We start from the raw sequence: 25745 nt of genomic DNA, 5'->3' as shown, positions 1-25745 counted from the left end.
GCGCCCGCTCCGCCGGACCAACCGGTGTCCTGCGCGCACCCGATGACGTACGAGAACCGCAGCCGTCTGGCCACCGGGGACGGTGACTTCACCGCCGGCGGCCGGCTGGGCACCGCCACGGTCCCGGCGTGCGACGACACCCCGGGCGATGCGCAGGCCGCCGTACCGCAGGGCGGGACTCCCGCGTACGCGGTCGAGGGGTGGATCCCGCCGTCGCCGTCGCGGTCGGCGACACGCCCGCCGAAGCGACCCTCACGAAGGTCCGCTGACCGCACACGAAAGCGGGACTGGACGGACCCCCCGGCCCTCCAGTCCCGCTCCTGGTGCTCCCCCGTGCTTCCCCCGTGCCCCCGCGGGTCCCCCGTACCCCCGTTACCCCCGTGGGTCCCCCCTGTTACCGCTCCCCCGCTACTTGCTTCCCCCCAACCCTCAGGCGACGAGCTCCCCGAAGGCGTTCTCCTCGTCACGGCCGAAGCTGAGGACCTCGTCCTCACGCAGCCGGCGGAGCGACCGCCAGATGCTGGACTTCACCGTGCCGACACTGATGTCGAGGATCTCCGCGATCTCCGGGTCCGTGCGGCCCTCGTAGTAGCGCAGGACCAGCATGGTGCGCTGGAGTTCCGGCAGCCGGGCCAGCGCCTGCCACAGGACCGCGCGCAGTTCGGTGCCGCGCATCGCGTCCGTGTCGCCGGGCGTCTCCGGCAGTTCCTCGGTCGGGTACTCGTTCAGCTTGCGGCGGCGCCACGCGCTGATGTGCAGATTGGTCATGGTGCGGCGGAGGTATCCGCCGACGGCCGCCTTGTCACTGATCCGGTCCCACGCCCGGTACGTCGAGAACAGCGCGCTCTGCAGCAGGTCCTCGGCCTCGAAGCGGTCGCCGGTCAGGTGGTAGGCGGTCGCGTACAGGGAGGCGCGGCGCTCCTGGACGTAGGTGGTGAACTCCACCTCCGACAGCGAACGACGCTCCCCCGAGCCCTCCCCGTACGCGTCTCCCCCGACCGTGCCCATGACGGCCACCGCCGCGGGCTCCCCCGTGTGCGCGTCGACCACCGTCATGTACGCGGTGTGCTGACGCCCGGTGCCGCGAGCGCACCCCCGTCCTGCCCCACGCTCGGACACGCCCGCCCGGGAGGGCCCCCCGTCCGCACCGGACTTCTCGGCCCCCCGGCCCCCGTTCACGTCGTGCAGACGCGTGATCACTGCGCTGGTGCCGTTGCCGTGCAGCGTGTTCATCTCGCGCCCCCCGCCGTGGACTTCCGGTGTTCCGTCTTGCTTCCTTGCCTGTGCCGAGAAGCTTGCCGGGGCCACTTCATCGCCGTGTCCGCCGACTGTCACAGACCTGTCACAGGGCCCTTCCTCGGACGTCGCTGCCGGACGCGGCACAGCACCCCCACAGACAAGAGCGCTATCGGCCCGAAGAAATACAGGGGGAGGCCGTACAAGGACAGGTGTCGCAGCGCGACCCCGCCATGGGCCAGAATGAGCCCGTGCCTTCCCTGTTGCTGATCGAGGACGACGACGCCATCCGTACGGCCCTGGAGCTGTCTCTTACGCGCCAGGGACATCGGGTTGCCACTGCTGCCACCGGCGAGGACGGCCTGAAGCTGCTGCGTGAGCAGCGGCCGGATCTGATCGTGCTGGACGTGATGCTGCCCGGCATCGACGGGTTCGAGGTGTGCCGGCGCATCCGGCGCACCGACCAGCTGCCGATCATCCTGCTGACCGCGCGCAGCGACGACATCGACGTCGTCGTCGGGCTGGAGTCCGGTGCCGACGACTATGTGGTCAAGCCCGTGCAGGGGCGGGTGCTGGACGCCCGGATCCGGGCCGTGCTGCGGCGCGGCGAACGGGAGGCGAACGACGCGGCCACCTTCGGCTCGCTGGTCATCGACCGTGCGGCCATGACCGTGACCAAGAACGGCGAGGACCTCCAGCTCACCCCGACCGAGCTGCGGCTGCTGCTCGAACTGAGCCGGCGGCCGGGCCAGGCGCTGTCGCGGCAGCAGTTGCTGCGCCTGGTGTGGGAGCACGACTACCTGGGCGACTCGCGGCTGGTGGACGCCTGTGTGCAGCGCCTGCGCGCCAAGGTCGAGGACGTGCCGTCGTCCCCGACGCTGATCCGTACCGTGCGGGGTGTCGGTTACCGGCTGGACAGTCCTCAGTGACCCGAGCGGGGGGCGGGATCCGCGGCTGGGCCGCGGATCGTCGGGGAGTGTGGTCGAAGCTTCGGTTCACCAGTCTGCGGCTGCGGCTGGTCGTCGTGTTCGGGCTGGTGGCGCTGACCGCCGCGGTGTCCGCGTCCGGGATCGCCTACTGGCTCAACCGTGAGGCCGTGCTCACCCGTACCCAGGACGCGGTGCTGCGCGGCTTCGAGCAGGAGATGCAGAACCGGGCGGGCGCGCTGCCGGAGCACCCCTCGCAGGACGAACTGCAGCACACCGCGGGCCAGATGGCCAACAGCAGCCAGCGCTTCAGTGTGGTGCTGGTCGCCCAGGACGCGAGCGGCACGACCGTGTACGGCAACTCCGGCGCCCTGAACGGCTTCACGGTCCAGGACGTGCCGGCGTCGCTGCGCGAGGCGGTGAACAAGCGGCAGTCGGTGAACTCGGCCAACAAGTACCCGTACCACCTGTACTGGCAGCGGGTGGGGATCCACGGTTCCCCGTATCTGGTGGCCGGCACCAAGGTGATCGGTGGCGGGCCGACCGGCTACATGCTCAAGTCGCTGGAGCCGGAGGCGAAGGACCTCAACTCGCTGGCCTGGTCGCTGGGGATCGCCACGGCGCTGGCGCTGGTCGGCTCCGCGCTGCTGGCGCAGGCCGCCGCGACGACCGTGCTGAAGCCGATGCAACGCCTGGGCGTGGCCGCCCGGCGGCTCGGCGAGGGAAGGCTGGACACCCGGCTGCGGGTGTCGGGGACCGACGAACTGGCCGATCTGTCACGGACGTTCAACAACGCGGCCGCGGCGCTGGAGAAACGGGTGGCGGACATGGCGGCCCGGGACGACGCCTCCCGGCGCTTCGTGGCGGACATGTCCCACGAACTCCGGACGCCGCTGACCGCCATCACCGCCGTGACGGAGGTGCTGGAGGACGAGCTGGAGATGGGGTCCGGCAGCGTCGACCCGATGATCGAGCCCGCCGTACGGCTGGTGGTGAGCGAGACCCGGCGGCTGAACGACCTGGTCGAGAACCTCATGGAGGTCACCCGCTTCGACGCGGGCACCGCACGGCTGGTGCTGGACGACGTCGACGTGGTCGACCAGATCACCGCGTGCATCGACGCGCGGGCCTGGCTGGACGCGGTGGAGCTGGACGCCGAGCGCGGCATCCACGCCCGCCTCGACCCGCGCCGCCTGGACGTGATCATGGCCAACCTGATCGGCAACGCGCTCAAGCACGGAGGGTCGCCGGTGCGGGTGGGGGTACGGGAGGCCGACGACAAGGTCGTCATCGAGGTGCGGGACCACGGGCCCGGCATCCCCGAGGACGTCCTGCCGCACGTCTTCGACCGGTTCTACAAGGCCAGCGCCTCCCGGCCGCGTTCCGAGGGCAGCGGCCTGGGCCTGTCCATCGCCCTGGAGAACGCCCACATCCACGGCGGCGAGCTCACCGCCGCCAACTCCGCCGAGGGCGGCGCGGTGTTCACCCTGCGGCTGCCGCGGGACACGTCGGACCTCACGGAGGAGGCCGGCGACGGCGAGAAGGGCAAGGGGGACGCCTGATGAACGGACGACGCCTGCTGGCGCTCCCGGCGCTGGCCGCGCTGCTCACCGGGTGCGGGATCCGGGCCACCGAGGTGCCGACCGACTTCGGGCCCGCGCCTTCTCGGGTGCGCTGCTCGCTGTCCGAGCCGGACGTCTCCACCCGGGCCGCGCGCGGCCTGGCGGTGCAGGTGTTCCTGCTGTGCGGCTCGTCGCTGGTGGCCGTCGACCGGGCGCTGCGCGTGCCGGACGGTACGGCGGACTCCGAGCGGCGCGTGCTGGTGGCCCAGGGGCTGCTGGACGAGCTCGCCGCGACGCCGTCGCGCGCGGAGAAGGAGGCCGGCTACACCACCGACGTGCGCGGCGGCATGACGGTGAGCGCGCCGCGCCCCGCCGACCCGGCGGACGCGCTGCGGCTGAGCAGCCCGCCCGGCGACCTGACCTCCTACGCCCTCGCCCAGCTGGTGTGCACGTTCTCCGACTCGGCGGCGGCGGAGGGCGACGGCTCAGTGGTCCTCGGCGGCCCGGCCGGTGAGCGGCCGCGCCGCTACGAGTGCACGGACGAGGTCCGCACCCGCCCGGGCAGCACCGAGCCGCCGTCGAGCGAGGTGGCGGGCGGCTGACGTACCCCTGTGGCGCACGCCTCATGCACGTACCTGCGGGTGACCCGGAACCGATCGTGCCGGAGGCCGCGTCTAGGGGGGCGTGCAGCGTCAAGGCTCCATCGGCGGCAGCGCCGCGATCAGCGTCCGTGTGGCAGGGGGTGTCCTCCTTGTCGCACATCTCGCGTTCGCCGCCTGGTTGACGCTGCGTCCGCTGGACGTCCCGTGGGTGATGCCCGCCAACTGGCATCCGCTGGCCGGCATCCGGTCCGACCTGGCCCTGGGCCCGGTGGAGGCGAGCCGGCGCATCGCCGGGGGGCTCGCCCTGCTCGCCCCGCTGGGCGTGCTGTTCCCGCTGGCCCACGGCAGGCTCGCGGTCTCCCCGCTCGCCTCGCTCCTGCGGACGACCGCGGCCGGCGCCCTGATCTCGCTGGGCGTCGAACTGCTGCAGACCGGGGTGCCCGGACAGCGCGTCGACGTCGACTCGCTGATCCTGAACACGGTGGGCGTGGCCCTCGCGCACGCGGCGCTCGTCCCGGCGGCCCGCTCCCGCCTCCGCCGCCATAACGAGCGCGCCGACCTGCGCTCCGTCCGCCAGGAGGACCCGTCTCAGGGTCGTACCCCGACGATTCCCAGGGTCGGGATCGCACCGTAGAGCGATGCTTCGTCCCCTTCGTCTGCGTAGCTTTGACATCAGACGAGGCGGTCACTCGGACCGTCTCCGGCAGACGCTCACGAAGGAGCCGCAATGTCCCGCCTCGCCCGCCCCACCAACGGCCGCATGATCGGCGGAGTGTGTGCCGCGCTGGCACGGCGCTTCGGCACCTCCGCGACGACCATGCGCGTCATCTTCCTGGTCTCCTGCCTGCTTCCGGGCCCGCAGTTCCTGCTCTACATCGCGCTGTGGATCCTGTTCCCGTCGGAGGGCAAGGCCGCGCGCACAGCCTGGTGACCGCCTGGCACGTACGCCGGTGGGGCGCACCCCGTGTCCAGGGATGCGCCCCACCGGCGCGTTCCGGGGCGGCGCGGGTCAGCCGATCGGCAGACCGTTCACGGGCAGGCCGTGCGTGGGCAGGCCCTTGCCGATCGGCAGACCGCCGAGCAGACCGGCGACCGGGGCGGTCGGGCCCTCGGCGAGCAGGTTCTCGACGACCGGCTGCACGGCGGTCAGGCCCGAGCCGAGGGCCGGCTGGGCCTGGGAAAGGGCCTCGCCGCCACCCGGCAGCGCCTTGGTGACGTTCTCCGCCGGCAGCGTCTTGGTGACACCGCCCAGCGCCTGCGTGGCGTCCGGGACGGCGGGGGCGGCGTTCGCGGCGCCCGCACCAGAGGCGGCGAAGGCGGCACCGAGGGCGGCGACACCGAGGGTCTTGGCAGCAGACTGCTTCATGAAATGCGTCCTCGAAATGGGGTTACGGAGATGTGAGCGGTCCACGACCGTAATCACAGGAAGGCGCTCGCCGCAAACATCGAAATGCGGACGGGTGGTGAGGACCCGCCCGCATTCCGTACTCCCGCATTTCTGTGGCTCAGCCTTCCGAGGCCACGGAACCGCTGGTGGAAGCCGTTTGCCGGAACAGCCATTCGGACTTCAGCTCGGCATATCCGGGCTTGATGACGTCACTGATCATCCCGAGTCGTTCATCGAAAGGAATGAACGCTGATTTCATCGCATTGACGGAGAACCACTGCATGTCGTCGAGCGTGTAACCGAACGCCTCGACAAGGTGCTCGAATTCCCGGCTCATACTGGTGCCGGACATCAGGCGATTGTCCGTGTTCACGGTCGCCCGGAAGTGCAGGCGGCGCAGCAGCCCGATCGGGTGCTCGGCGTACGAGGATGCCGCCCCGGTCTGGAGATTGGAACTGGGGCACAGCTCCAGCGGGATCCGCTTGTCCCGCACGTAGGAGGCGAGCCGTCCGAGCTTCACCGTGCCGTCCTCGTGGACCTGGATGTCGTCGATGATGCGCACCCCGTGCCCGAGGCGGTCGGCGCCGCACCACTGGAGGGCCTGCCAGATGGACGGCAGTCCGAAGGCCTCGCCGGCGTGGATGGTGAAGTGGTTGTTCTCGCGCTTGAGGTACTCGAAGGCGTCGAGGTGCCGGGTGGGCGGGTAGCCCGCCTCCGCGCCCGCGATGTCGAAGCCGACGACGCCCAGGTCGCGGTAGCGGTTGGCGAGTTCGGCGATCTCCAGGGCGCGGGCCGCGTGCCGCATGGCGGTGAGCAGGGCGCCGACCCGGATCCGGTGACCGTTGGCGCGGGCGAGCCGCTCCCCTTCGCGGAAGCCCTCGTTGACGGCCTCGACGACCTCTTCCAGGCTGAGCCCGCCGCTCAGGTGCTGCTCGGGGGCGTAGCGCACCTCGGCGTACACGACGCCGTCCGCGGCGAGGTCCTCGGCGCACTCGGCGGCGATGCGCACGAGGGCGTCGCGGGTCTGCATCACGCCGACGGTGTGCGAGAAGGTCTCCAAGTACCGCTCCAGGGAACCGGAGTCGGCGGCCTCGCGGAACCAGACGCCGAGCTTGTCCGGATCGGTCTCGGGAAGGTGGGCGTACCCGGTCTCCCGGGCGAGGTCGACGATCGTGCCGGGACGCAGCCCGCCGTCGAGGTGGTCGTGCAGGAGAACCTTGGGCGCCCGGCGGATCTGGTCCGAGCTCGGGGTGTTCCCCATCCGGTCAGTCTGGCTCGTCATCTGCGCACTCTAACTCCTACGCGCGTAGATCGCCCGGTGTACGAATACGTCGATACGTAACGGTGACCGCACGGCCTGGTGGCGTACACCCGCGCTTCTGACACTGTTCTGTCATGGCACAGCAAGCGACGCCGGTTCGTACGGTCCGGCTGGGGCGGGCATTCGGTCCGGAGCCGACGGCGGTGAGCGCAGTGGTCCTGCTGCTCCCGAGCGGCGACGAGGTCTCCCGTCGCAGACCGTCCCCCCTGGTGGCGACCGCGTCCGTCCGGGCGCTGGGGCGCCGGTTCGCCCGCGCGGGCCGCGACGAGGGGCTCGCCACCCACGTCGTCCACTACCGCTACCGCGGCTGGAACGGCGAAGAGGCCCATCTGGCCCACGACGCGACCTGGGCCGTCGAGGAAGTCGTACGGCGTTACGGCGATGTCCCCGTCTGCCTCGCCGGTGTCGACATGGGCGCCCGCGCGGCGCTGCACGCGGGCGGGCACGAGGCCGTCAGCTCCGTGGTGGCGATCGCCCCCTGGCTGCCGGAGGAGGACGTGGCCGCGACCCCCGAACCGGTGAGACAGCTCGCCGGGCGGCGGGTGCTGATCGTGCACGGCACGAACGACGAGCGGACGGATCCGGAGTTGTCGTTCCGGCTGGCGTCCCGGGCGAAGAAGGCGAACCGGGAGGTGTGCCGGTTCGAAGTGCACTCCGACGGACACGGCTTGCACCAGCACCGGGACCAAGTGCACGCGCTGGCCGAGGACTTCGTGATGGGGGCGCTGTTCGGACGGTCCCTGGCACGGCCGGTGGAGGACGCGCTGGCGGCCCCGCCGCCGCTCGGGTTGCGGATGCCGTTGGCCGCGGGGTTCGGCAGGTCGTTGCGGCGGTAGCGCCCGGGGCCTGGGGTCAGGCGCGGGGTGCGGGTGCGGGGTGCGGGTGCGGGGTGCGGGTGCGGGGTGCGGGTGGTGCGCGGCGGGTCGCGCGGTCCTCGCGCACCTTCGGGTGTGCCCTCAGGTGGGCAGCAGGTTGCCGCGCCGGGAGAGCAGGAACTTCTTGAAGGCGGCCACCGGCGGGGTGTCCGGGTGGCCGTCGAGCCAGGCGACGCCGATCTCCCGTGCCGCCCGGGGAGCCGTGACCGTCAGTTCCACCACCCCCGGGCGGGGGACGGCGGGCGGCGGCAGGAGCGCCACGCCGAGCCCCGCCGCCACCAGACCCCGCAACGTCTCCGCCTCCTCGCCCTCGAAGGCGACCCGCGGCCGGAATCCGGCCTCCTGGCACAGGTCGTCGGTGATGCGGCGGAGCCCGTAGCCGGGTTCGAGGGTGACGAACAGTTCGTCGGCGGCCTCGGCGAGACGGATGCGGCGGCGGGCGGCCAGGCGGTGGTCGGCCGGGACGACGAGGCGGAGCTTCTGTTCGTCGAGACGGCGGGCGACCAGGTCGGGGGCGTCGGGGACGGGGGAGGTCAGACAGAGGTCCAGCTCCCCCGACCGCAGGCGTTCGATCATCGCCTCGCCGTAGTTCTGGACGAGGCTGAAGCGGACCCGCGGATGGTCGGCGCGGAAGGCGTGCAGGAGGCCCGGCACGGTCTCGGCGCCCATGGTGTGCAGGAACCCGAAGGCGACCTTGCCGGTGGCCGGGTCGGCGTCCGCGCGGACCTCGTCGGCGGCCCGCCCGATCTCGGCGAGGGCGCGTTCCACGGAGGCGAGGAAGGTGCGGCCGGCGGGAGTGAGGGACACCGTACGGCCGCGGCGGGCGAACAGGTCGACGCCCAGGTCCTGTTCGAGCCGGACCATGGCCCGGGACAGGGTCGACTGCGGGACCTGCATCTCCTGGGCGGCACGGGTGACGTGCTCGACACGGGCCACCCCGGCGAAGTACGCGAGGCGCGGGGCGAGCAGCCTCGGCATGTCCGCCCTGTCTTCTGTCCTGTCTTCTGTGTCACTGGACGGTGACAGACGAGCCTGTGACCTCTGCTGATGCACCATGGGAACGATTATGACGATTCCGTGCATTGGACGGATGATCGGGGGTGTCCGTAGTTTCGAGGCATGTCTCCCGCCAGTACCGGGGCGTCCACCGTCATGGGCGCCGCATCCTCCGCCCCCGTCGCCGACTCCCGTATGACCCCGGGCGGTCCCGGCTACCGCCGGATGAGCCTCGCCCTCTTCCTCGCCGGTGTCGCGACCTTCGCCCTCCTCTACTCCACCCAGGCCCTGCTGCCGCTGATCTCCGGCGACCTCGGCGTGACGGCCAGCGAGGCGAGCTGGACGGTGGCGGCGGCGACCGGCGGGCTGGCGGTCTTCGTCCTGCCGATGAGCGCCCTGTCCGAGCGGTTCGGACGCCGTACGGTCATGACGGCCTCGCTGGCGGTCGCGGTGACCGTCGGACTGCTGGTCCCCTTCGCCCCCTCGCTGACCGCCCTGGTCGCGCTGCGTGCGGTGCAGGGCGCGGCGCTGGCCGGGCTGCCGGCCTCGGCGGCCGCGTATCTCGCGGAGGAGGTCACGCCCAAGGCGCTGGTGACGGCCATCGGCCTGTTCGTCGCGGGCAACAGCGTCGGCGGGATGAGCGGCCGGGTCATCACCGGCTGGGTCGCGCAGGAGTGGGGCTGGCGGGTCGCGGTCGGGGTGATCGGCGCGGTCGCGGTGGCGTGCGCGGTGGCCTTCCGGGCCCTGCTGCCGACGCCGAAGCACTTCGTGGCGGGCTCGCTGCGGCCCCGGATCCTGGCCGGCACGGTCCGCGAGCACCTCGCCGACCCGCTGCTGCGCCGGCTGTACGCGATCGGCGCGCTGTTCATGACGGTGTTCGGCGGCGTGTACACGGTCATCGGGTACCGCCTGACCGAGGCTCCCTTCGGCCTTCCCCAGGGCATCGTCGGCTCGGTCTTCCTGGTCTACCTGGTGGGCACGGTGTCGGCGTCGTCGGCCGGCCGGCTGGTGGGCCGCCTGGGCCGGCGGGGCGCGCTGTACGCGGCGGGCGGTACGACGGCGGCGGGGCTGCTGCTGTCCCTGGCGGACTCGCTCCCGCTGGTCCTGCTGGGCCTGGTCCTGATCACCGGGGGCTTCTTCGCGGGGCACGCGGTCGCGTCGTCGGCGGTCGGCAAGACGGCGACGCGGGGGCGGGCGCAGGCGTCGGCGCTGTACCAGTCGGCGTACTACGTCGGCTCCAGTGCGGGGAGCACGGTCGGGGCGGTGGCGTTCCACGCGGGTGGCTGGGCCGGGACGGTCGGCGTCGGCCTGCTGGCGGTGCTCGGCGTCGTGACGATCACGGTGTTCGGGACGCGGGCGGCCAGGGTCGCGTCCCGGCGGGGGCCGGTGGCGGCGGCGCACTGAGGGTCCCTGAGGGCTGCCGCCCCTGGAATCAGCCCCTCCGGCGCTTGAGGAGCGGGGTCCGGGGCGGAGCCCCGAAGGTCGGGAACGGGAAGGGGCGGCGGGGGCGCGAACATACGGCCCACCCCCTCCCACCTGCCCCTTTCCCCGCTCCCCAGGCCATTGTCAGTGCCCTGCGATAGCTTCCGAAGTGCGAGGCGCGAAGAAGCGCACGACGGAAGGGCCACAGGGGCGGGTGGACGACGATGACCAACGGCACGGCGACGACAGCAGACCTCGACGTCAGACTGGAGAAGCACCGGACGGAGCTGACCGGCTACTGCTACCGCATGCTCGGCTCCTCCTTCGAGGCGGAGGACGCGGTCCAGGACACGATGGTCCGGGCCTGGCGCAGCTACGAGAAGTTCGAGGGCCGCTCCAGTCTCCGCTCCTGGCTCTACCGCATCGCGACGAACGTATGCCTGGACATGCTGAGCGCCGGCAACAAGCGCGCCCGCCCCATGGACCTCACCGAGGCCACTCCCCTCGCCCAGGCCGCCCTCTCCCCCCGCCCGGACCACACCTGGCTGGAGCCCATGCCGGACACCCGCGTGCTGCCGACGACCGAGGACCCGGCGGAGGCGGCCGTCGCCAAGGAGTCCGTACGGCTCGCCTTCATGGCCGCCCTGCAGCAGCTCCCGCCCAAGCAGCGCGCCGTGCTGATCCTGCGCGAGGTGCTGGCCTGGAGGGCGAGCGAGGTCGCCGAGCTGCTCGGCACGTCGGTCGCGTCGGTCAACAGCGCGCTCCAGCGGGCGCGGGCGACACTCGCCGAGCGGGAGGAGCACGGCGCCGACGCGGCCGTGTCCGACCCGCTGGACGAGGTGCAGCAAAAGCTCCTGGACCGCTATGTGGCCGCCTTCGAGGGCTACGACATGACGGCGCTGACGGCGCTGCTGCACGAGGACGCCGTCATGACGATGCCGCCGTTCGACCTGTGGCTGACCGGCCACGAGGACATCACCGGTTTCATGACGACCCTCGGCGCCCCCTGCGCCGGTTCGCGTCTGCTGCCGGTCCAGGTCAACGGCCTGCCCGGGTTCGCCCAGTACAAGCCGGACCCGGAGAAGGGCGGCTTCGTTCCGTGGGCGGTGCAGGTCCTGGAGATCTCACAGGGCCGGATCACCGGGTTCCACTGCTTCCTCGACACCCAGCGCTGGTTCCCGCTGTTCGGGCTGCCCCTCCACCTCGAAGCGGAGACCGACCAGGTCGAGGAGGGCGTGTAGCGCGGGGGCGGGGTCACGCAGCCGGATCCGGGCCCCGGCCCGCCGGGCGGTGAGCTCCAGCCGCGCCAGCAGGTCGACGGCTCCCAGGCCCGGCGGCCCGAGCCCCGCGACGTCGCACACCACGGTCCGGGCGCCGGTGGCCTCCAGCAGCGTCCGCGCGTCGTCGCACAGTCCGGTCACCTCGTCCCGGGTGACGGGACCGGTCAGTACGAGTACAGCGGGTGTCATGGCGTCCACGAGCGGTAGACCGGGCGGGCGGGCGCAACTCATCGCGGCCGGCGGGTTCCGCCTCCGCCCACGGGCCGTCACGGCGGTCCACCGACCGGGATCACATTGACCCGCGGCCCTCCTTCCCCGGAGGGTTGCCTGTATGTCCCAACCATCTGCACCGCCCTGGATACCGCACGCTCTCCTCACCCCTGAGGAGGTCCCGTGCAAGGCGTGCTGACGGGGTTCGCGGTCATCGCCGTCGTCATCGGCGTCGGCTATGTGCTCGGGCGCGGCGGCCACCTCGGTGAGCACGGCCGCGAGGTGCTGACGCGGCTCGCCTTCCACGTCGCCTCACCGGCCCTGCTGTTCACCACGCTGGCCCGGGCCGACCTGTCGGCACTCTTCTCCAGCCGCCTGCTCGTGACCGCGCTGAGCACGGCCGCGGCGGCGGGTGTCTTCATCGCGGTGGGCGTCGTACGCGGCTGGGGCGTGGGCCGTACGACGATCGGCGCGCTGTGCTCCAGCTACGTCAACTCGGGCAACCTCGGCATCCCCATCGCCGTGTACGTCCTGGGCGACGCCTCGCTGGTGGCGCCGGTGCTGCTGTTCCAGCTCCTGCTGCTCACGCCGGTCGCGCTGACGATCCTGGACCTGTCGGGAAGGGACGGCGAGCAGGGCCCGCTGTGGCAGCGTCTCCTCACCCCGTTGCGCAATCCGATCGCGCTCGGCTCGCTGGCCGGGGTCGCGGTCTCGGCGGCCGGGGTGCGCGTCCCGGCCCCCGTCATGGACCCCGTCACCCTGATCGGCAACATGTCCGTCCCGGCGGTCCTGCTCGCCTTCGGCATCTCGCTGTGCGGCAGCACGCTGCCGGGCCGCGGCCCGGACCGCCACCTCGTCCTGCTCTCGGTCGCGCTGAAGTCGGTGGGCCAGCCGGCGGTGGCGTGGGCGCTGGCGGCGGGGGTGTTCGGCCTGCGCGGAGCCCAGCTCCTCGACGTGGTGGTGACGTCGGCCCTCCCGGCGGCGCAGAACCTGTTCACGTACGCGTCGAGCTACGGGGTGGGCGAGCGGCTGGCCCGGGACTCGGTCCTGGTGTCGACGGTGCTGTCGGTGCCGGTGCTGGTGGTCGTCGCGACCCTGCTCGGCTGACTCGCGTCCCGGGGAACGTGCTGGTGCCGAGGACGAGGCCGGAGGGAGCGGGCCGGCGGTCCCTGTCGGCGCGTCACCGGTTCATGCACGCCGGACGGGACCGGTGGGGGTTCACCGGTCCCGTTCACCCGGAAGGGAGAAGCGCCAGGTCAGGCGATACGTTCCAGGACCACCGGCGACGCCGTGAACGCCGTTCCCGGTGCCGCGATGTCGTAGGAACCCTCGACCGCCTGGAGCGCGTACGCGAACCGCTCGGGCGTGTCCGTGTGCAGGGTCAGCAGCGGCTGGCCCTCGCTCACTGTGTCGCCGGGCTTGGCGTGCAGCTCCACGCCGGCGCCCGCCTGCACCGGGTCCTCCTTGCGGGCGCGGCCGGCGCCCAGCCGCCAGGCGGCGACGCCGACGCCGTAGGCGTCGAGGCGGGTCAGGACGCCGGTGGCCGGGGCCTTGACGACATGCTGCTCGCGGGCGGTGGGAAGCTCCGCGTCCGGGTCGCCGCCCTGGGCCGCGATCATGCGGCGCCAGACGTCCATCGCGGAGCCGTCGGCCAGGGCCTTCGCCGGGTCGGCGTCCTTGATGCCCGCCGCGTCCAGCATCTCCCGGGCCAGAGCCAGGGTCAGTTCCACGACGTCCGCCGGGCCGCCGCCCGCCAGGACCTCCACCGACTCGCGGACCTCCAGCGCGTTGCCCGCGGTCAGGCCCAGCGGCGTCGACATGTCCGTGAGGAGGGCGACCGTCCGCACGCCGTGGTCGGTGCCGAGGCCGACCATCGTGGACGCCAGTTCGCGGGCGTCCTCGATCGTCTTCATGAAGGCGCCGGTGCCCACCTTCACGTCCAGGACCAGCGAGCCGGTGCCCTCGGCGATCTTCTTCGACATGATCGAGGAGGCGATCAGCGGGATGGCCTCCACCGTGCCGGTCACGTCCCGCAGGGCGTACAGCTTCTTGTCGGCGGGGGCCAGGCCGTCGCCCGCCGCGCAGATCACCGCGCCGGTGCCGTCGAGCACGGAGAGCATCTCCTCGTTGGAGAGCAGCGCCCGCCAGCCGGGGATGGACTCCAGCTTGTCCAGCGTGCCGCCGGTGTGGCCGAGGCCGCGGCCCGACAGCTGCGGGACCGCCGCGCCGCAGGCCGCGACCAGCGGGGCCAGCGGGAGGGTGATCTTGTCGCCGACGCCGCCCGTGGAGTGCTTGTCGGCGGTCGGGCGGGACAGCGCCGAGAAGTCCATGCGCTCGCCGGAGGCGATCATCGCGGCCGTCCAGCGCGCGATCTCACGGCGGTTCATGCCGTTGAGCAGGATCGCCATGGCGAGCGCGGACATCTGCTCGTCGGCGACCTCCCCGCGGGTGTACGCGTCGATGACCCAGTCGATCTGCGCGTCGCTGAGCTCACCGCGGTCCCGCTTGGTGCGGATGACGGAGATGACGTCCATGGCCATGGCGTGGCCTTCCTTCCGAAAAGCATGCGGAAACCGCGCGGCCCCCTGAGTGACCGGAGCGAGCAGCTCAGAGGGACCGCGCGGGAATTACTTGGCGAGATGGCCCGGTCCGAAGGCCTGCGGCAGCATCTCGGACAGCGGCAGGATGCCCGCCGGGGTCTCCAGGAGCAGGTCGGGGCCGCCGAACTCGTACAGCAGCTGCCGGCAGCGGCCGCACGGGACGAGGATGTCGCCCTGGCCGTCCACGCACGTGAAGTGCGTGAGGCGACCGCCCCCGGTGTTCTGCAGCTCGGAGACCAGTCCGCACTCGGCGCACAGGCCGAGACCGTAACTGGCGTTCTCCACGTTGCAGCCGGTGACCGTACGGCCGTCGTCGACCTGGGCCGCCACGCCGACCGGGTAGCCGGAGTACGGGGCGTACGCCCGGGACATGGCGTCCCGGGCCGCCGCGCGCAGCTTCTCCCAGTCGACGCAGGCGGGCCCGCGCGGGGTCACTTGCCCTGTCCCTTCCGGTAGGGCATCCCGTCCGCCTTCGGCATCCGCAGGCGCTGCGCGGAGAGCCCGAGGACGACCAGCGTGATGACGTACGGCGTGGCGGAGACGACCTGGTTCGGCACCTCGTCGGTGCCGGCGTACCAGGCGAACACCAGCGCGCCGACGATCAGCGTGATCACCGCGTGTACGTACTTCTTCCGCACCGCCAGCCAGATCGCGCCGATGATCAGCAGCAGCGCGCCGAGCAGCAGCAGCGCGTGCACGTTCTCGGAGCCGCCGCGCAGGTTGAGGCTGTCGGTGTAGCCGAACAGGCCGGCGCCGATGGCGAGTCCGCCCGGCATCCAGTTGCCGAAGATCATCGCGGCGAGGCCGATGTAGCCGCGGCCGCTGGTCTGGCCCTCCAGGTAGAAGGGGTTGGCGACGATGGCGAGGAAGGCGCCGCCGAGGCCGGCCAGACCGCCGGAGATGATCACGGCGATGTACTTGTACTTGTAGACGTTCACGCCGAGGGACTCGGCCGCGACCGGGTTCTCGCCGCAGGAGCGCAGCCGCAGACCGAACGCCGTGCGCCACAGCACCCACCAGGTGCCGGGGATCAGCGCGACGGCGATCAGGGTCAGCCAGGAGACGTTGGTGACCAGTCCGCCGAGCAGGCCCGCGATGTCCGAGACCAGGAACCAGCCCTTCTCGTTCAGTTCCCTGAGTCCGTCGGAGAGTCCCGGCACCGTGAAGTGGCCGAGGGAGTCCACCGGCGGTGACTGCTTGGCGGTGCCGCCCTGGTGGCCCTCGAAGGCGAGCGGGGCGAGGTAGCGGGTGGCGCCGAGGGCGAGGATGTTGATGGCCACACCGGAGACGATGTGGTTGACGTTGAAGGTGACGGTGACCAGGGCGTGCAGCAGGCCGCCGATCGCGCCGCCGATGATGCCGACCAGGACGCCGGTCCACGGGCCCCACTGGAAGCCGGCCCAGGCGCCGAACCAGGTGCCGAGGATCATCATGCCTTCGAGGCCGATGTTGACGACGCCCGCGCGCTCGGCCCACAGACCGCCGAGACCGGCGAGGCCGATCGGGACGGCGAGCTGGAGCGCGGTGGACATCTGGCTGACGTTGGTGATGCCGTCGGCGCCGGTGATGATCCGGACGATCGAGGTCAGTGCCAGGGCGCCGGCGATGACCAGCAGCAGCACGGGCAGCGACATACGGCGGCCGGTCGGCGCCGCGGGCTGGAGCGTGGGCTGGTTGAGGTCGGTCACGGTGGTCATCGGCCGGCCACCTCCTTCTTGACGTTGTCGGTGGCGCCGAGGACGTGACCGGCGGCCAGTTCGGCGCCGACCCGGCGCTGCTGGCGGCGCAGACCCCACTCGCGCACGGCCTCGTACGAGACGACGACCGAGAGCACGATCAGGCCCTGCATGATGACCGCGATCTCCTTGTCGTAGTCGTGGAAGTCCAGCTCGGGCGAGGCCTTGTCGAGCCAGGCCCACAGCAGGGCGGCGAAGGCGATGCCGACCGGGCTGTTGCGGCCGAGCAGGGCGATGCCGATGCCGAGGAAGCCGATGCCGGTGGGGAAGTTCAGGCTGTAGGTGTGGGTGTCGCCGAGCAGGATCGGCAGGCCCGCGAGACCGGCGATGGCACCGGAGATCAGCATGGCGCTGAGCACCATCCGCTTGGGGTCGACACCGCTGGCCGCGGCGGCGGACTCGGAGGCGCCGGAGGCGCGCAGGTCGAAGCCGAAGCGGGTGCGGTTGAGGACGACCCAGTAGCCGATGCCGAGCACCGCGGCGAGGATCACCAGGCCGTAGATCTCGCCGGCGGCGCCCATGTCGATGCCGGGCACCCAGCCGGACTCGGCCATCTCGCCGGTGGTGCTGTTGTTGCCGATCTTGACGCCGAAGACGTTCGGCAGCCAGAGGTAGCCGATGACGGAGGTCGCGATGGCGTTCAGCATGATCGTCGCGACGACCTCGCTGACTCCGCGGGTGACCTTGAGGACACCGGCGATGCCGGCCCAGAAGGCGCCGGTGCAGATCGCGGTGAGCAGCAGCAGCGGGATCTGGAGGAACGCCGGCAGGTCGACGTGGGCGCCGACGATCGCCGCCATGATGGCGCCGAGCAGGTACTGGCCGTCCACGCCGATGTTGAACAGGTTCATCCGGAAGCCGATGGCCACCGCGAGGGCCGCGACGTAGTACAGCGAGGCCTGGTTGATGATCAGGACCTGGATGTCGGAGAACGTGGCCTGCTCGAACATGATCTGGAACGGCTCGAACGGGTTCTTGCCCGAGGCGATCAGGACGACCGCGGACAGGGCGAAGGCCACGGCGAGCGCGATGACCGGGCCGGCCACCGCGAGGAGCACGCGCTCCTTGTCGAACTTCTTCATCAGCGGGCCTCGTCTTGTGGAGTCTCCGGGGCGGCTGCCGGGGACTCAGGGGCGTCAGCGGCGTTGTCGTCGTGTTCGAGGTGTCCGGTCGCGGCACCCGTCATGGCCGAGCCGAGTTCCTCCGGGGTGACGGTGGCCGGGTCGGCGTCGGCGACCAGTCTGCCGTTGTAGATCACGCGCAGGGTGTCGGACAGGCCGATCAGCTCGTCGAGGTCGGCGGAGATCAGCAGCACGGCCAGCCCTTCGCGGCGGGCCTCGCGGATGTGGTCCCAGATGGCGGCCTGCGCGCCGACGTCCACGCCGCGGGTGGGGTGGGCGGCGATGAGGAAGCGCGGCTTGTGGGTCATCTCGCGGCCGACGATCAGCTTCTGCTGGTTGCCGCCGGACAGGGAGGCGGCGGTGACGTCGATGCCGGGGGTGCGGACGTCGTACGCCTCGACGATCCGGCGGGTGTCCTCCTGGGCGGCCTTCGGGTCCAGCCACACGCCCTTGGCGTTGGGTTTCTCCGTGACGTGCCCGAGGATGCGGTTCTCCCAGAGGGGGGCCTCCAGGAGCAGGCCGTGGCGATGGCGGTCCTCGGGGATGTAGCCGATGCCCTGCTCGCGGCGCTTGCGGGTGGGCCAGGCGGTGATCTCGTCCCCGGCGAGGGAGATGGTGCCGGAGTCGGCGGCCTTGAGGCCGATGAGCGCGTCCACCAGCTCGGTCTGGCCGTTGCCCTCGACGCCGGCGATGCCCAGGATCTCGCCCGCGTGGATGGTGAAGGTGATGTCGTCGAGGAGCGCCTTGCCGCCCGCTGTCTCCAGCCGCAGCTTCTCCACGGTGAGGACGGGGCGGTCGGTGACCGTGGACTCGGCGGTCTCCGGCGTGGGCAGCTCGCTGCCGACCATCATCTCGGCGAGCTGGCGCGGGGTGGTCTCGGCGGGCACCGCGGTGCCGACGGTGGTGCCGCGGCGGATGACCGTGATCTCGTCGGCGACGGAGAGGACCTCGCCCAGCTTGTGGGAGATGAAGATGACCGACAGTCCCTCGGACTTGAGCTCGCGGAGGTTGGCGAACAGCGCGTCCACCTCCTGCGGCACCAGGACCGCCGTCGGCTCGTCCAGGATCAGCGTGTCGGCGCCGCGGTAGAGGACCTTGAGGATCTCCACGCGCTGGCGGGCGGCCACGCCGAGCTCCTCGACCAGGAGGTCGGGCTCGACGTCGAGGCCGTAGCGCTCGGAGAGTTCCTTGATCTTGCGGCGGGCCCTGGCGCCGATGCCGTACAGCTTCTCGCTGCCCAGCACCACGTTCTCCAGCACCGTGAGGTTGTCGGCGAGCATGAAGTGCTGGTGGACCATGCCGATGCCGCGGACGATGGCGTCGGCCGGTGACGAGAAGGTGACCTTCTCGCCGTCGATCGCGATGGTCCCCTCGTCCGGCTTCTGCATGCCGTAGAGGATCTTCATCAGCGTCGACTTGCCGGCACCGTTCTCGCCGACCAGGGCGTGGACGGTGCCCTTGCGGACGGTGAGGTGGATGTCGTGGTTGGCCACGACGCCCGGGAAACGCTTGGTGATCCCGGCGAGTTCGACGGCGGTCGACTGACCGTTGACCGCCGCTCCGGCCGGAGGGCTGCTGGACGCTTTGATGGCGCACACTCCTGGGGACGGGGGTCGCCTACGCGCGTAGCGCCCCTACGGCATCGAAAGGGGGCGTCGCCGAGACAACGGGGTACGGGGAGCCAGCCTCCCCGTACCCCGTTGAGCGGACGTAACCCCGCGGTTACACGCTGCTCGAGGTGTTGCTGTGTCAGCTGCTCTTGACCTTGATCCCGCCGCTGATGATCTTCTCCTTGGCCGTCTCGATGGCTTCCTGGAGCTCGGCGTCGTCCGCGAACTTCGGGTTGGAGTCCGAGAGGCCGACCTCACCGGTCTTCAGATCGCCCCTGACGATACCGGTCTCGGGCTTGCCGTCCTCGACCGACTTCGCCAGGTTGTAGACCGCCTTGGCCACGTCCTTCATCGCCGAGGTGAGGATGGCGTCCTTGTACTCGGCGAGGGCTTCCTGGCGGTACTGGTCGGAGTCGACGCCGATCGCCCAGACCTTGTTCGCGGCGGCGGCCTGGATCACGCCCTGGCCGGAGAGACCGGCGGCCGCGTAGACGACGTCCGCCTTCTTCTCGATCTGGCCCTCGGCGGCCGTCTTGCCCTTGTCGGGGCTGGAGAAGCCGCCCTCCTCCGCGGTCTGCGTGAGGTACTGCGGGAGCACCTTGACCTTGGGGTCGGTGTCCTTGACGCCCTGCTCGAAGCCCGCCTGGAACTTGTGGATCAGCGGGATGTCGACACCGCCGACGAAGCCGACGACCTTGGTCTTGGTGGCCTTGGCGGCGGCGACACCGGCGAGGTAGGAGGCCTGCTCCTCGGAGAAGACCAGGTCGGCCACGTTCTTCGCCTGGATCGTGGAGTCGTCCACGATGCCGAAGGTGGTGTCCGGGTACTTCGCCGCGACCTCCTTGACGGCCGGCGCGTAGGCGTAGCCGACCCCGATCACCGGGTTGTAGCCCTGCTTGGCCAGCGAGGACAGCCGCTGGGCCTTGTCGGCGTCGGTCTCGCCCTCGGTGGGCTCCACGTCGTCCGTCTCGTAGCCGAACTCCTTCTTCGCCTGCTCCAGGCCCGCGAACGCCGCGTCGTTGAAGGACTGGTCGCCCTTGCCGCCGACGTCGTACGCGATGGCGAGACCCTTGTCGCCCTTCGACTCCGACGAGCTGGAGGTCGAGGTCCCGCCACAGGCGGAGAGCGCGAGGGCCAGAGAGGCGGTCGCTGCGCCTGCGACCGTGATCCGGGAAATCCGGCGCATGTGTGGTGCTCCTGTCGTATAGCGGGTCCGGGGAAGCGCGGGTGCGTTCCAGCGTCGTCGGGGGCGTGCTCACACTTGCCCGGGGTCGCTCAGCGCCGGACGGTTCGGCTTCGACGCTGGCTTCGCCGCAGATTAACGCGCGTAGACCTGCCTGAAAACCCCTTCTGTCCACCTTGTTATCGGCCCGTGGCCAAGCCGCCTTCGCCCGCCGCCGAAGGCTTGCCGACCGCGAAGGGAAGGTGGCGCAGGGTGACCCGCGCCGGGAACGCCGAAGCGGGCGGGCACCCTGGGCGCCCGCCCGCTTCGCACTGATTCGACCACGTTCGCCCGTTCAGGCGGTACGCGGGCCGGTGCTACTCGGTCTTCACCTTGATGGTGCCGTCGATGATCTCGCCCTTGGCCTTGGCCACGGCGGCGGTGAGACCCGCGATCTTCGCGAACTCGGGGTTGCTCTCGGACAGGCCGACACCGTTGACCTTCAGGTCGAAGGTCTGGATGCCGTTCAGCGGCTTGCCGTCCTGGACGGACTTCGCCAGGGAGTACACCGCGCCGCCGACGTCCTTGAGCGCGGACGTCAGGATGTAGTTCTTGTACGAGGCGAGGGCCGCCTGCTGGTACTGGTCGGAGTCGACGCCGATCGCCCAGACCTTCGCCTTGGCGGCGGCCTCGATCACACCCTGGCCGGAGAGACCGGCGGCCTGGTAGATGACGTCGGCCTTCTTCTCGATCTGGCCCTCGGCGGCGGCCTTGCCCTTGTCCGGGCTGGAGAAGCCGCCCTCCTGCGCGGTCTGCGTCAGGTACTGCGGGATGACCTTGACCTTGCCGCCGCTGGTGTCCTGGACGCCCTGCTTGTAGCCGGCCTCGAACTTGTGGATCAGGGGGACGTCGACGCCGCCCACGAAGCCGACGGTGTTGGTCTTGGTGGCCTTGGCGGCGGCGACACCGGCGAGGTAGGAGGCCTGCTCCTCGGCGAAGACGAGGGACGCCACGTTGTCGCCCTCGACCACGGAGTCGACGATGCCGAAGGTGGTCTTCGGGTACTTCTTGGACACGGCCTCCATCGCGGGGCCGTAGGCGAAGCCGACGCCGATGACGGGGTTGTAGCCCTGCTTGGCGAGGGAGCCCAGACGCTGTTCCTTGTCCGCGTCGGTCTCACCCTCGGTGGGCTCCACGTCGTCGGTCTTGTAACCGAACTCCTTCTGGGCCTTCTGCAGGCCGGCGTACGCGGCGTCGTTGAAGGACTGGTCGCCCTTGCCGCCGACGTCGTACGCGATGGCGAGACCCAGGTCGTCCTTGGCCTCCGTGTCACTGCCGCTGTCGCTGCTCGTCCCGCCGCAGGCGGTGGCGGCGAGTGCGAGCGACGCGACCCCCACCGCGACGCGGGTCAGTTTGGATATCTGACGCATCTCGAAGTTCCCCATTCTCCAAAGCCCCGCAGTGGGTGCTCAGTTCGGCGCAGAGTAACGCGCGTAGACACTCCTGGGAACGGGGCTTTGCGTGGCCGTTATCCATTCGTGCCGATGGCCGGTTACGTCCCTGTGAACCACCGGATCGAAAGGTGCCGTCGGGACATTGCACCCCTCGGGTTTCCACGACTGTCCGTACCCCTGGGCGCCCTCAGCGTGATGACGCACCTGTCCGAGCGCCACGCGCCCAGATTCCCCCGGCTCCGCCCCGGCCGCAACCGGAGCGGAGCCCTGGCGCGCCGCGGCCGGGGCGGCTTCGAGGTGCCAGGCGCTCCCAGGTGCTCCGCGGCCGGGGAGCAGCCGGTGCTACACGGCCGCCGCGGGGGACGGGCCCCGGAGCCCGCCGTCGAGCAGCGCGGCCGCCGTGAACAGTTCCACGCCCACCTGGATCGCGGACTCGTCGGCGTCGAAGTCGCCCTGGTGGAGGTCGCGCACGGTCCGCTCGCCGGGGGTGCGCACGCCGAGGCGGGCCATGGCGCCGGGCACGTGCTGGAGGTACCAGGAGAAGTCCTCGCCGCCGAGGCTCTGCACGGTGCTCTCCACGGAGTCGGCGCCCCGGCGTGCCGTCATGGCGTCCCGGAGCAGCTCGGTGACCTCGGGGTCGTTGACCACGGGCGGGACTCCGCGCACGTAGTTGATCTCCGACTTGGCGCGGTGCAGGTTGGCGACCTCGTCGATCGCGGCGACCACGATGTCGGGCGCGTCCCGCCAGGCGTCGATGTCCAGGCAGCGCACGGTCCCGGCGAGCTCGGCGTGCTGCGGGATCACGTTCGGGGCGTGGCCGGACTCGATCCGGCCCCAGGTCACGGCGAGTCCGGCGCGGGTGTCGATGCGGCGGGCGACGAGCGCGGGCACGTCGGTGACCACCCGGGCGGCGGCGGTGACCAGGTCGGTCGTCAGATGGGGGCGGGCGGTGTGTCCGCCGGGTCCGGCGAGGGAGATCTCCAGCCGGTCGCAGGCGGAGGTGATGGCGCCCGCGCGCAGTCCGATCCGTCCGGCGTCGACCCGGGGGTCGCAGTGCACGGCGATCATCTGCCCGACGCCTTCGAGCACCCCGCAGTCGATGGCGTCGGCGGCGCCGCCGGGCAGCACCTCCTCGGCGGGCTGGAAGATCAGCCGCACCGGCCGGGGCAGCAAGCCCTGCCGGTGCAGGTCCGCGAGCACCAGGCCGGCGCCGAGCACGACGGTGGTGTGGACGTCGTGGCCGCAGGCGTGGGCCCGGTCCGGCACGGTGGAGCGGTACGGGCACTCGGTCTTCATGTCCGGGATGGGCAGGCCGTCGATGTCGGCGCGGAGGGCGAGCATGGGCCGGCCCTCGTCCCACTCCCCGATGTCACACACGAGCCCGGTGCCGACGGGCAGGACGCGCGGCTTCAGGCCCGCCTTCTCCAGCCGCTCCTTGATCGCCGCCGTGGTGCGGAACTCCTGATTGCCCAGCTCGGGGTGCATGTGCAGGTCGCGGCGGAAGGCGACGAGCTCGGCACGGAGCGCCTCGGGCAGCGCTCCGGGAAGCAGGGCTTCCCCGGAAAGATCGGCCTCGGACTCTAGGGACATCAATTGCTTCACCCTCTGAAGGGTAGGACGTCCGACCGGTCGACTGACCCACGATCAACAAAAGATCAACCCGTGAGACGGAAATAATCTGACCGCCGAACGCATATGTACCGTTCAGGATGGGTACACTCGCCGATTTTCCGGCGAAGTGCCTGCCGTGCGACACCATCCCTCCTTCACGGATACCACGCCTGACCAAGAAGAAGCCGGTCTGTTCACCTGTCGGACGACCGGGGGTGGTGGTCGCGAAGGGCCGGCGCGACCCCCTGCGATGCGGTGAAAGGCCAGTTCAGCGCAGTGTTCGAGGGCGCTGCGGCCGTTCGTCGTGGTCCGGGCGGTGTGCACGAGACCACACTCCGCCTCCGCTGTGGTGTCCGTCCGGCGGCCGTCCGGCGGCCGTCCGGCACAGCGCGGGCGGGGCTCCCGTCGCGCCGCTGGGGTGCGGCAGCGTGAGTGCTCAGGATCCGGAGTTCATAGCGGCCACTCGGAGTGCGTACGACGCCATCGCCGGCGTGTACGGCGCACACCACCCCGACGGGCTGGGCGACAGACCGCTGGAGCGAGACCCTAGACCGCGGTGACCGCCGACAGCCGGTGTACGTCGCGGGCCGTGCCCGTCACTCCGGACAGGAAGCCCTGAGCCCGCGGGGAGGCCTTGTCGGTGAGCCAGTCGGGGTCGATGTCGCAGACCGCGACCCGTACCTCCGTGCCGGACAGGGCGAGCGGGAGGGTGTGGACGACGGTCGAGGGGAAGCTGAGGATCGTCCGGCCGACCGGGCCGCGGCGGGCTATCAGTTCGAGGGGGAGGTCGGGGCGGACGATCTCCAGTCCCGACTCCACGGCCAGCCGGTGCAGCTTCTCCGTGCTCTCGCGGCGATGGGCGAAGTACCGGGTCGCCCCGTGCGTCTTGGCCAGGGCCTGGACGGCCTCCAGATAGCGGTCGGTGTCGACGACGCCCGTCTCCACCAGCGAGGTGCCGACCAGGTCCGCGCCCTTGGTGATCCGGGGCGGGCCGAACCGGTCGCGGGTCCAGGCGAAGGTGTTCGCGGTGACCGTGACACCGGCCGGGGGCTCCTCCATGGGCATGGAGGAGAAGATCTCCACCCGGTGGTCCTCGCTCGGCGTCAGCCGTCTGCGGGCCACCGACGACACCGGCGCGAAGACGAGGTCCCGGGGACCGGGCCGGCCGCCCTTGCGGTGCCAGCGCACCAGGCGCTCACCGCTGGCCAGCTGGGCGACGAACTCCATGGTCGCCGTGCCGTCGTCGACCACGACCAGGTCGCGGGCCCGGGTGATGGTCAGCAGCAGCTGGACGTAGCGGGAGAAGGGGTCGCCGAGGACCACCCGGCCGGCCCGCCGGAGCATCCCGGTCAGGCCGCCGATGGTCTGGAACGGGGCCATGGCGCCGCCCCGTGCCTCCTCCCAGCGGACCTCGTGGCCCTCCTCGCGGGCGAGTTCGGCCATGCGGCGCAGCTGGCCGCGGGTCATGGGGTCGGTCGGGGACAGGACGACGAGGGTGAGCCCCGCGCCGGGCGCGTGCTCGTGCTCCCGCGTGCGGGCGTGCTCGTGCGCCCACTCCAGCACGTTCAGCAGCTGTACCGGACTCTCCACGAAGGCGAGGGTGCGGGGGCCGGCGGATCCGGCGCGGCGGCTCATCTGCGAAACGACCGTCCCGTCGTGAGTGATGCTCTGGTGGGGTGGGGGTCAGACCGAGACCGGCTCGCCCGCCGCCGCGGCGATCTCCGCCTCGGCGACGACACCGCTGACGCGGCGCAGCTTCTTCATCGGGCCGAGCTCGGACTCGTAGACCTTCTTGACGCCGTCGCCGAGCGACGCCTCGATGGTGCGGATGTCGCGCACCAGGCGCGTGAGGCCCTGGGGCTCGACGGAGGCGGCCTGGTCGGAGCCCCACATGGCGCGGTCCAGGGTGATGTGGCGCTCGACGAAGGTGGCGCCGAGGGCGACGGCGGCGAGGGTGGTCTGCAGGCCCGTCTCGTGGCCGGAGTAGCCGATCGGGACGTTCGGGTACTCGGCCTGGAGGCTGTTGATCACGCGGAGGTTGAGCTCCTCGGCCTTGGCCGGGTACGTCGAGGTGGCGTGGCAGAGCAGGATGTTGTCGCTGCCGAGGACCTCGACCGCGTGGCGGATCTGCTTCGGGGTCGACATGCCGGTGGAGAGGATGACGGTGCGGCCGGTGGCGCGCAGCTCGCGCAGCAGCTCGTCGTCGGTCAGGGAGGCGGACGCCACCTTGTGGGCGGGGACGTCGAACTTCTCCAGGAAGGCGACGGCCTCGGTGTCCCACGGGGAGGCGAACCAGTCGATGTTCCTGCTCTTGCAGTACTCGTCGATCTGCCGGTACTCGTCCTCGCCGAACTCCACCCGGTGGCGGTAGTCGATGTACGTCATCCGGCCCCAGGGGGTGTCGCGCTCGATGTCCCACTGGTCGCGCGGGGTGCAGATCTCGGGCGTGCGCTTCTGGAACTTGACGGCGTCGCAGCCGGCCTCGGCGGCCACGTCGATGAGCTTGAAGGCGTTCTCCAGCTCGCCGTTGTGGTTGATGCCGATCTCGCCGCAGATGTAGACGGGGTGACCGGGACCGGCGGTCTTCGAACCGAACTGGCGCAGACGGGAGTTGGTGCTCATGGCAGGAACTGT

General features: G+C 71.3%; 24 protein-coding genes and 1 pseudogene. 10 read left to right on the top strand and 15 right to left on the bottom strand.

Features of this window, described 5'->3' with window-relative positions:
- Window positions 1-24: 24 nt before the first annotated feature.
- Window positions 25-198: pseudogene (locus tag ACWD0J_RS05930) on the top strand (DUF6281 family protein); the annotation flags it as partial.
- Between the two features lie 231 nt (window positions 199-429).
- Here ACWD0J_RS05930 and ACWD0J_RS05925 read toward each other — a convergent pair.
- Window positions 430-1233 carry a SigE family RNA polymerase sigma factor gene (locus ACWD0J_RS05925; protein ID WP_451494516.1) on the bottom strand — a complete coding sequence of 268 codons (804 nt, stop codon included), beginning with the start codon at window positions 1231-1233 and terminating at the stop codon, window positions 430-432.
- A gap of 254 nt (window positions 1234-1487) precedes the next feature.
- Between ACWD0J_RS05925 and afsQ1 the strand changes: the two genes are divergently transcribed.
- From afsQ1 to ACWD0J_RS05900, 5 genes are all read left to right on the top strand, one after another.
- Complete coding sequence (gene afsQ1 / locus ACWD0J_RS05920; protein ID WP_055611283.1) at window positions 1488-2165, top strand: two-component system response regulator AfsQ1; 678 nt, start codon at window positions 1488-1490, stop codon at window positions 2163-2165.
- Window positions 2162-3724 carry an ATP-binding protein gene (locus ACWD0J_RS05915; RefSeq protein ID WP_451494515.1) on the top strand — a complete coding sequence of 521 codons (1563 nt, stop codon included), beginning with the start codon at window positions 2162-2164 and terminating at the stop codon, window positions 3722-3724. Before afsQ1 ends, ACWD0J_RS05915 begins: the two co-directional genes overlap by 4 nt.
- Entirely contained in the window at window positions 3724-4326 is a 603-nt protein-coding gene (locus tag ACWD0J_RS05910) for a hypothetical protein (protein ID WP_451494514.1), read from the top strand. Before ACWD0J_RS05915 ends, ACWD0J_RS05910 begins: the two co-directional genes overlap by 1 nt.
- A gap of 82 nt (window positions 4327-4408) precedes the next feature.
- A complete protein-coding gene (locus tag ACWD0J_RS05905) occupies window positions 4409-4960 on the top strand; it encodes a VanZ family protein (RefSeq protein ID WP_451494513.1) in 552 nt (183 codons plus the stop codon).
- A 93-nt stretch (window positions 4961-5053) separates the two neighbouring features.
- A complete protein-coding gene (locus ACWD0J_RS05900) occupies window positions 5054-5257 on the top strand; it encodes a PspC domain-containing protein (protein WP_067438441.1) in 204 nt (67 codons plus the stop codon).
- A 78-nt stretch (window positions 5258-5335) separates the two neighbouring features.
- On the opposite strand, the gene ACWD0J_RS05895 is transcribed toward ACWD0J_RS05900, so the two are convergent.
- Window positions 5336-5692, bottom strand: coding sequence for an ATP-binding protein (locus ACWD0J_RS05895; protein WP_451494512.1), 357 nt, complete (start codon window positions 5690-5692; stop codon window positions 5336-5338).
- Between the two features lie 139 nt (window positions 5693-5831).
- Window positions 5832-6995 (bottom strand): adenosine deaminase, encoded by a 1164-nt coding sequence (locus ACWD0J_RS05890; RefSeq protein WP_451494511.1) that lies wholly within the window; start codon window positions 6993-6995, stop codon window positions 5832-5834.
- A gap of 113 nt (window positions 6996-7108) precedes the next feature.
- On the opposite strand from ACWD0J_RS05890, the gene ACWD0J_RS05885 reads away from it, so the two are divergent.
- Complete coding sequence (locus ACWD0J_RS05885; RefSeq protein WP_451494510.1) at window positions 7109-7870, top strand: prolyl oligopeptidase family serine peptidase; 762 nt, start codon at window positions 7109-7111, stop codon at window positions 7868-7870.
- A gap of 120 nt (window positions 7871-7990) precedes the next feature.
- Here the strand turns inward: ACWD0J_RS05885 and ACWD0J_RS05880 are convergent, their stop codons facing one another.
- Window positions 7991-8965, bottom strand: coding sequence for a LysR substrate-binding domain-containing protein (locus ACWD0J_RS05880; RefSeq protein ID WP_451494509.1), 975 nt, complete (start codon window positions 8963-8965; stop codon window positions 7991-7993).
- 63 nt (window positions 8966-9028) lie between these two features.
- Between ACWD0J_RS05880 and ACWD0J_RS05875 the strand changes: the two genes are divergently transcribed.
- On the top strand, window positions 9029-10309 hold the full coding sequence (locus ACWD0J_RS05875) for an MFS transporter (protein WP_451494508.1): 1281 nt from the start codon (window positions 9029-9031) through the stop codon (window positions 10307-10309).
- A 242-nt stretch (window positions 10310-10551) separates the two neighbouring features.
- Window positions 10552-11568, top strand: coding sequence for a sigma-70 family RNA polymerase sigma factor (locus ACWD0J_RS05870; RefSeq protein WP_451494507.1), 1017 nt, complete (start codon window positions 10552-10554; stop codon window positions 11566-11568).
- On the opposite strand, the gene ACWD0J_RS05865 is transcribed toward ACWD0J_RS05870, so the two are convergent.
- On the bottom strand, window positions 11452-11838 hold the full coding sequence (locus ACWD0J_RS05865; RefSeq protein WP_451494506.1) for an STAS domain-containing protein: 387 nt from the start codon (window positions 11836-11838) through the stop codon (window positions 11452-11454). The two genes, ACWD0J_RS05870 and ACWD0J_RS05865, sit on opposite strands and share 117 nt — an antisense overlap.
- A 162-nt stretch (window positions 11839-12000) precedes the next feature.
- Here ACWD0J_RS05865 and ACWD0J_RS05860 point away from each other — a divergent pair, with 162 nt between their 5' ends.
- The gene (locus tag ACWD0J_RS05860; protein ID WP_451494505.1) at window positions 12001-12924 is read left to right on the top strand and encodes an AEC family transporter; all 924 of its coding nucleotides are present in this window, start codon (window positions 12001-12003) and stop codon (window positions 12922-12924) included.
- Window positions 12925-13073: 149 nt separating this feature from the next.
- Here ACWD0J_RS05860 and ACWD0J_RS05855 read toward each other — a convergent pair whose 3' ends face one another.
- The 10 genes from ACWD0J_RS05855 to ACWD0J_RS05810 all read right to left on the bottom strand — a co-directional run bounded on the left by ACWD0J_RS05855 (window position 13074) and on the right by ACWD0J_RS05810 (window position 25733).
- Window positions 13074-14351 carry a thymidine phosphorylase gene (locus ACWD0J_RS05855; protein ID WP_451494532.1) on the bottom strand — a complete coding sequence of 426 codons (1278 nt, stop codon included), beginning with the start codon at window positions 14349-14351 and terminating at the stop codon, window positions 13074-13076.
- 93 nt (window positions 14352-14444) lie between these two features.
- Window positions 14445-14852, bottom strand: coding sequence for a cytidine deaminase (locus ACWD0J_RS05850; RefSeq protein WP_451494504.1), 408 nt, complete (start codon window positions 14850-14852; stop codon window positions 14445-14447).
- On the bottom strand, window positions 14849-16114 hold the full coding sequence (locus ACWD0J_RS05845; protein WP_451494503.1) for an ABC transporter permease: 1266 nt from the start codon (window positions 16112-16114) through the stop codon (window positions 14849-14851). Before ACWD0J_RS05845 ends, ACWD0J_RS05850 begins: the two co-directional genes overlap by 4 nt.
- Entirely contained in the window at window positions 16111-17235 is a 1125-nt protein-coding gene (locus ACWD0J_RS05840) for an ABC transporter permease (RefSeq protein WP_451494502.1), read from the bottom strand. Before ACWD0J_RS05840 ends, ACWD0J_RS05845 begins: the two co-directional genes overlap by 4 nt.
- A complete protein-coding gene (locus ACWD0J_RS05835) occupies window positions 17235-18872 on the bottom strand; it encodes an ABC transporter ATP-binding protein (RefSeq protein ID WP_451494501.1) in 1638 nt (545 codons plus the stop codon). The genes ACWD0J_RS05840 and ACWD0J_RS05835 overlap by 1 nt, the downstream gene beginning before the upstream one ends.
- A gap of 151 nt (window positions 18873-19023) precedes the next feature.
- Window positions 19024-20070: a BMP family lipoprotein gene (locus tag ACWD0J_RS05830; RefSeq protein ID WP_451494500.1), complete on the bottom strand. Its 1047-nt coding sequence runs from the start codon at window positions 20068-20070 to the stop codon at window positions 19024-19026.
- A 353-nt stretch (window positions 20071-20423) separates the two neighbouring features.
- Window positions 20424-21476: a BMP family lipoprotein gene (locus ACWD0J_RS05825; protein ID WP_451494499.1), complete on the bottom strand. Its 1053-nt coding sequence runs from the start codon at window positions 21474-21476 to the stop codon at window positions 20424-20426.
- Window positions 21477-21842: 366 nt separating this feature from the next.
- Complete coding sequence (locus tag ACWD0J_RS05820) at window positions 21843-23090, bottom strand: M20 family metallopeptidase (RefSeq protein ID WP_451494498.1); 1248 nt, start codon at window positions 23088-23090, stop codon at window positions 21843-21845.
- 567 nt (window positions 23091-23657) lie between these two features.
- The gene (locus tag ACWD0J_RS05815) at window positions 23658-24746 is read right to left on the bottom strand and encodes a hypothetical protein (protein ID WP_451494497.1); all 1089 of its coding nucleotides are present in this window, start codon (window positions 24744-24746) and stop codon (window positions 23658-23660) included.
- A gap of 48 nt (window positions 24747-24794) precedes the next feature.
- A complete protein-coding gene (locus ACWD0J_RS05810; RefSeq protein WP_451494496.1) occupies window positions 24795-25733 on the bottom strand; it encodes an N-acetylneuraminate synthase family protein in 939 nt (312 codons plus the stop codon).
- Between the last annotated feature and the right edge of the window lie 12 nt (window positions 25734-25745).

Source organism: Streptomyces sp. NPDC003011 (assembly GCF_053591515.1).
Note: the sequence above shows the minus strand (reverse complement) of the source record. Positions and strands in the feature narration are given on the sequence as shown.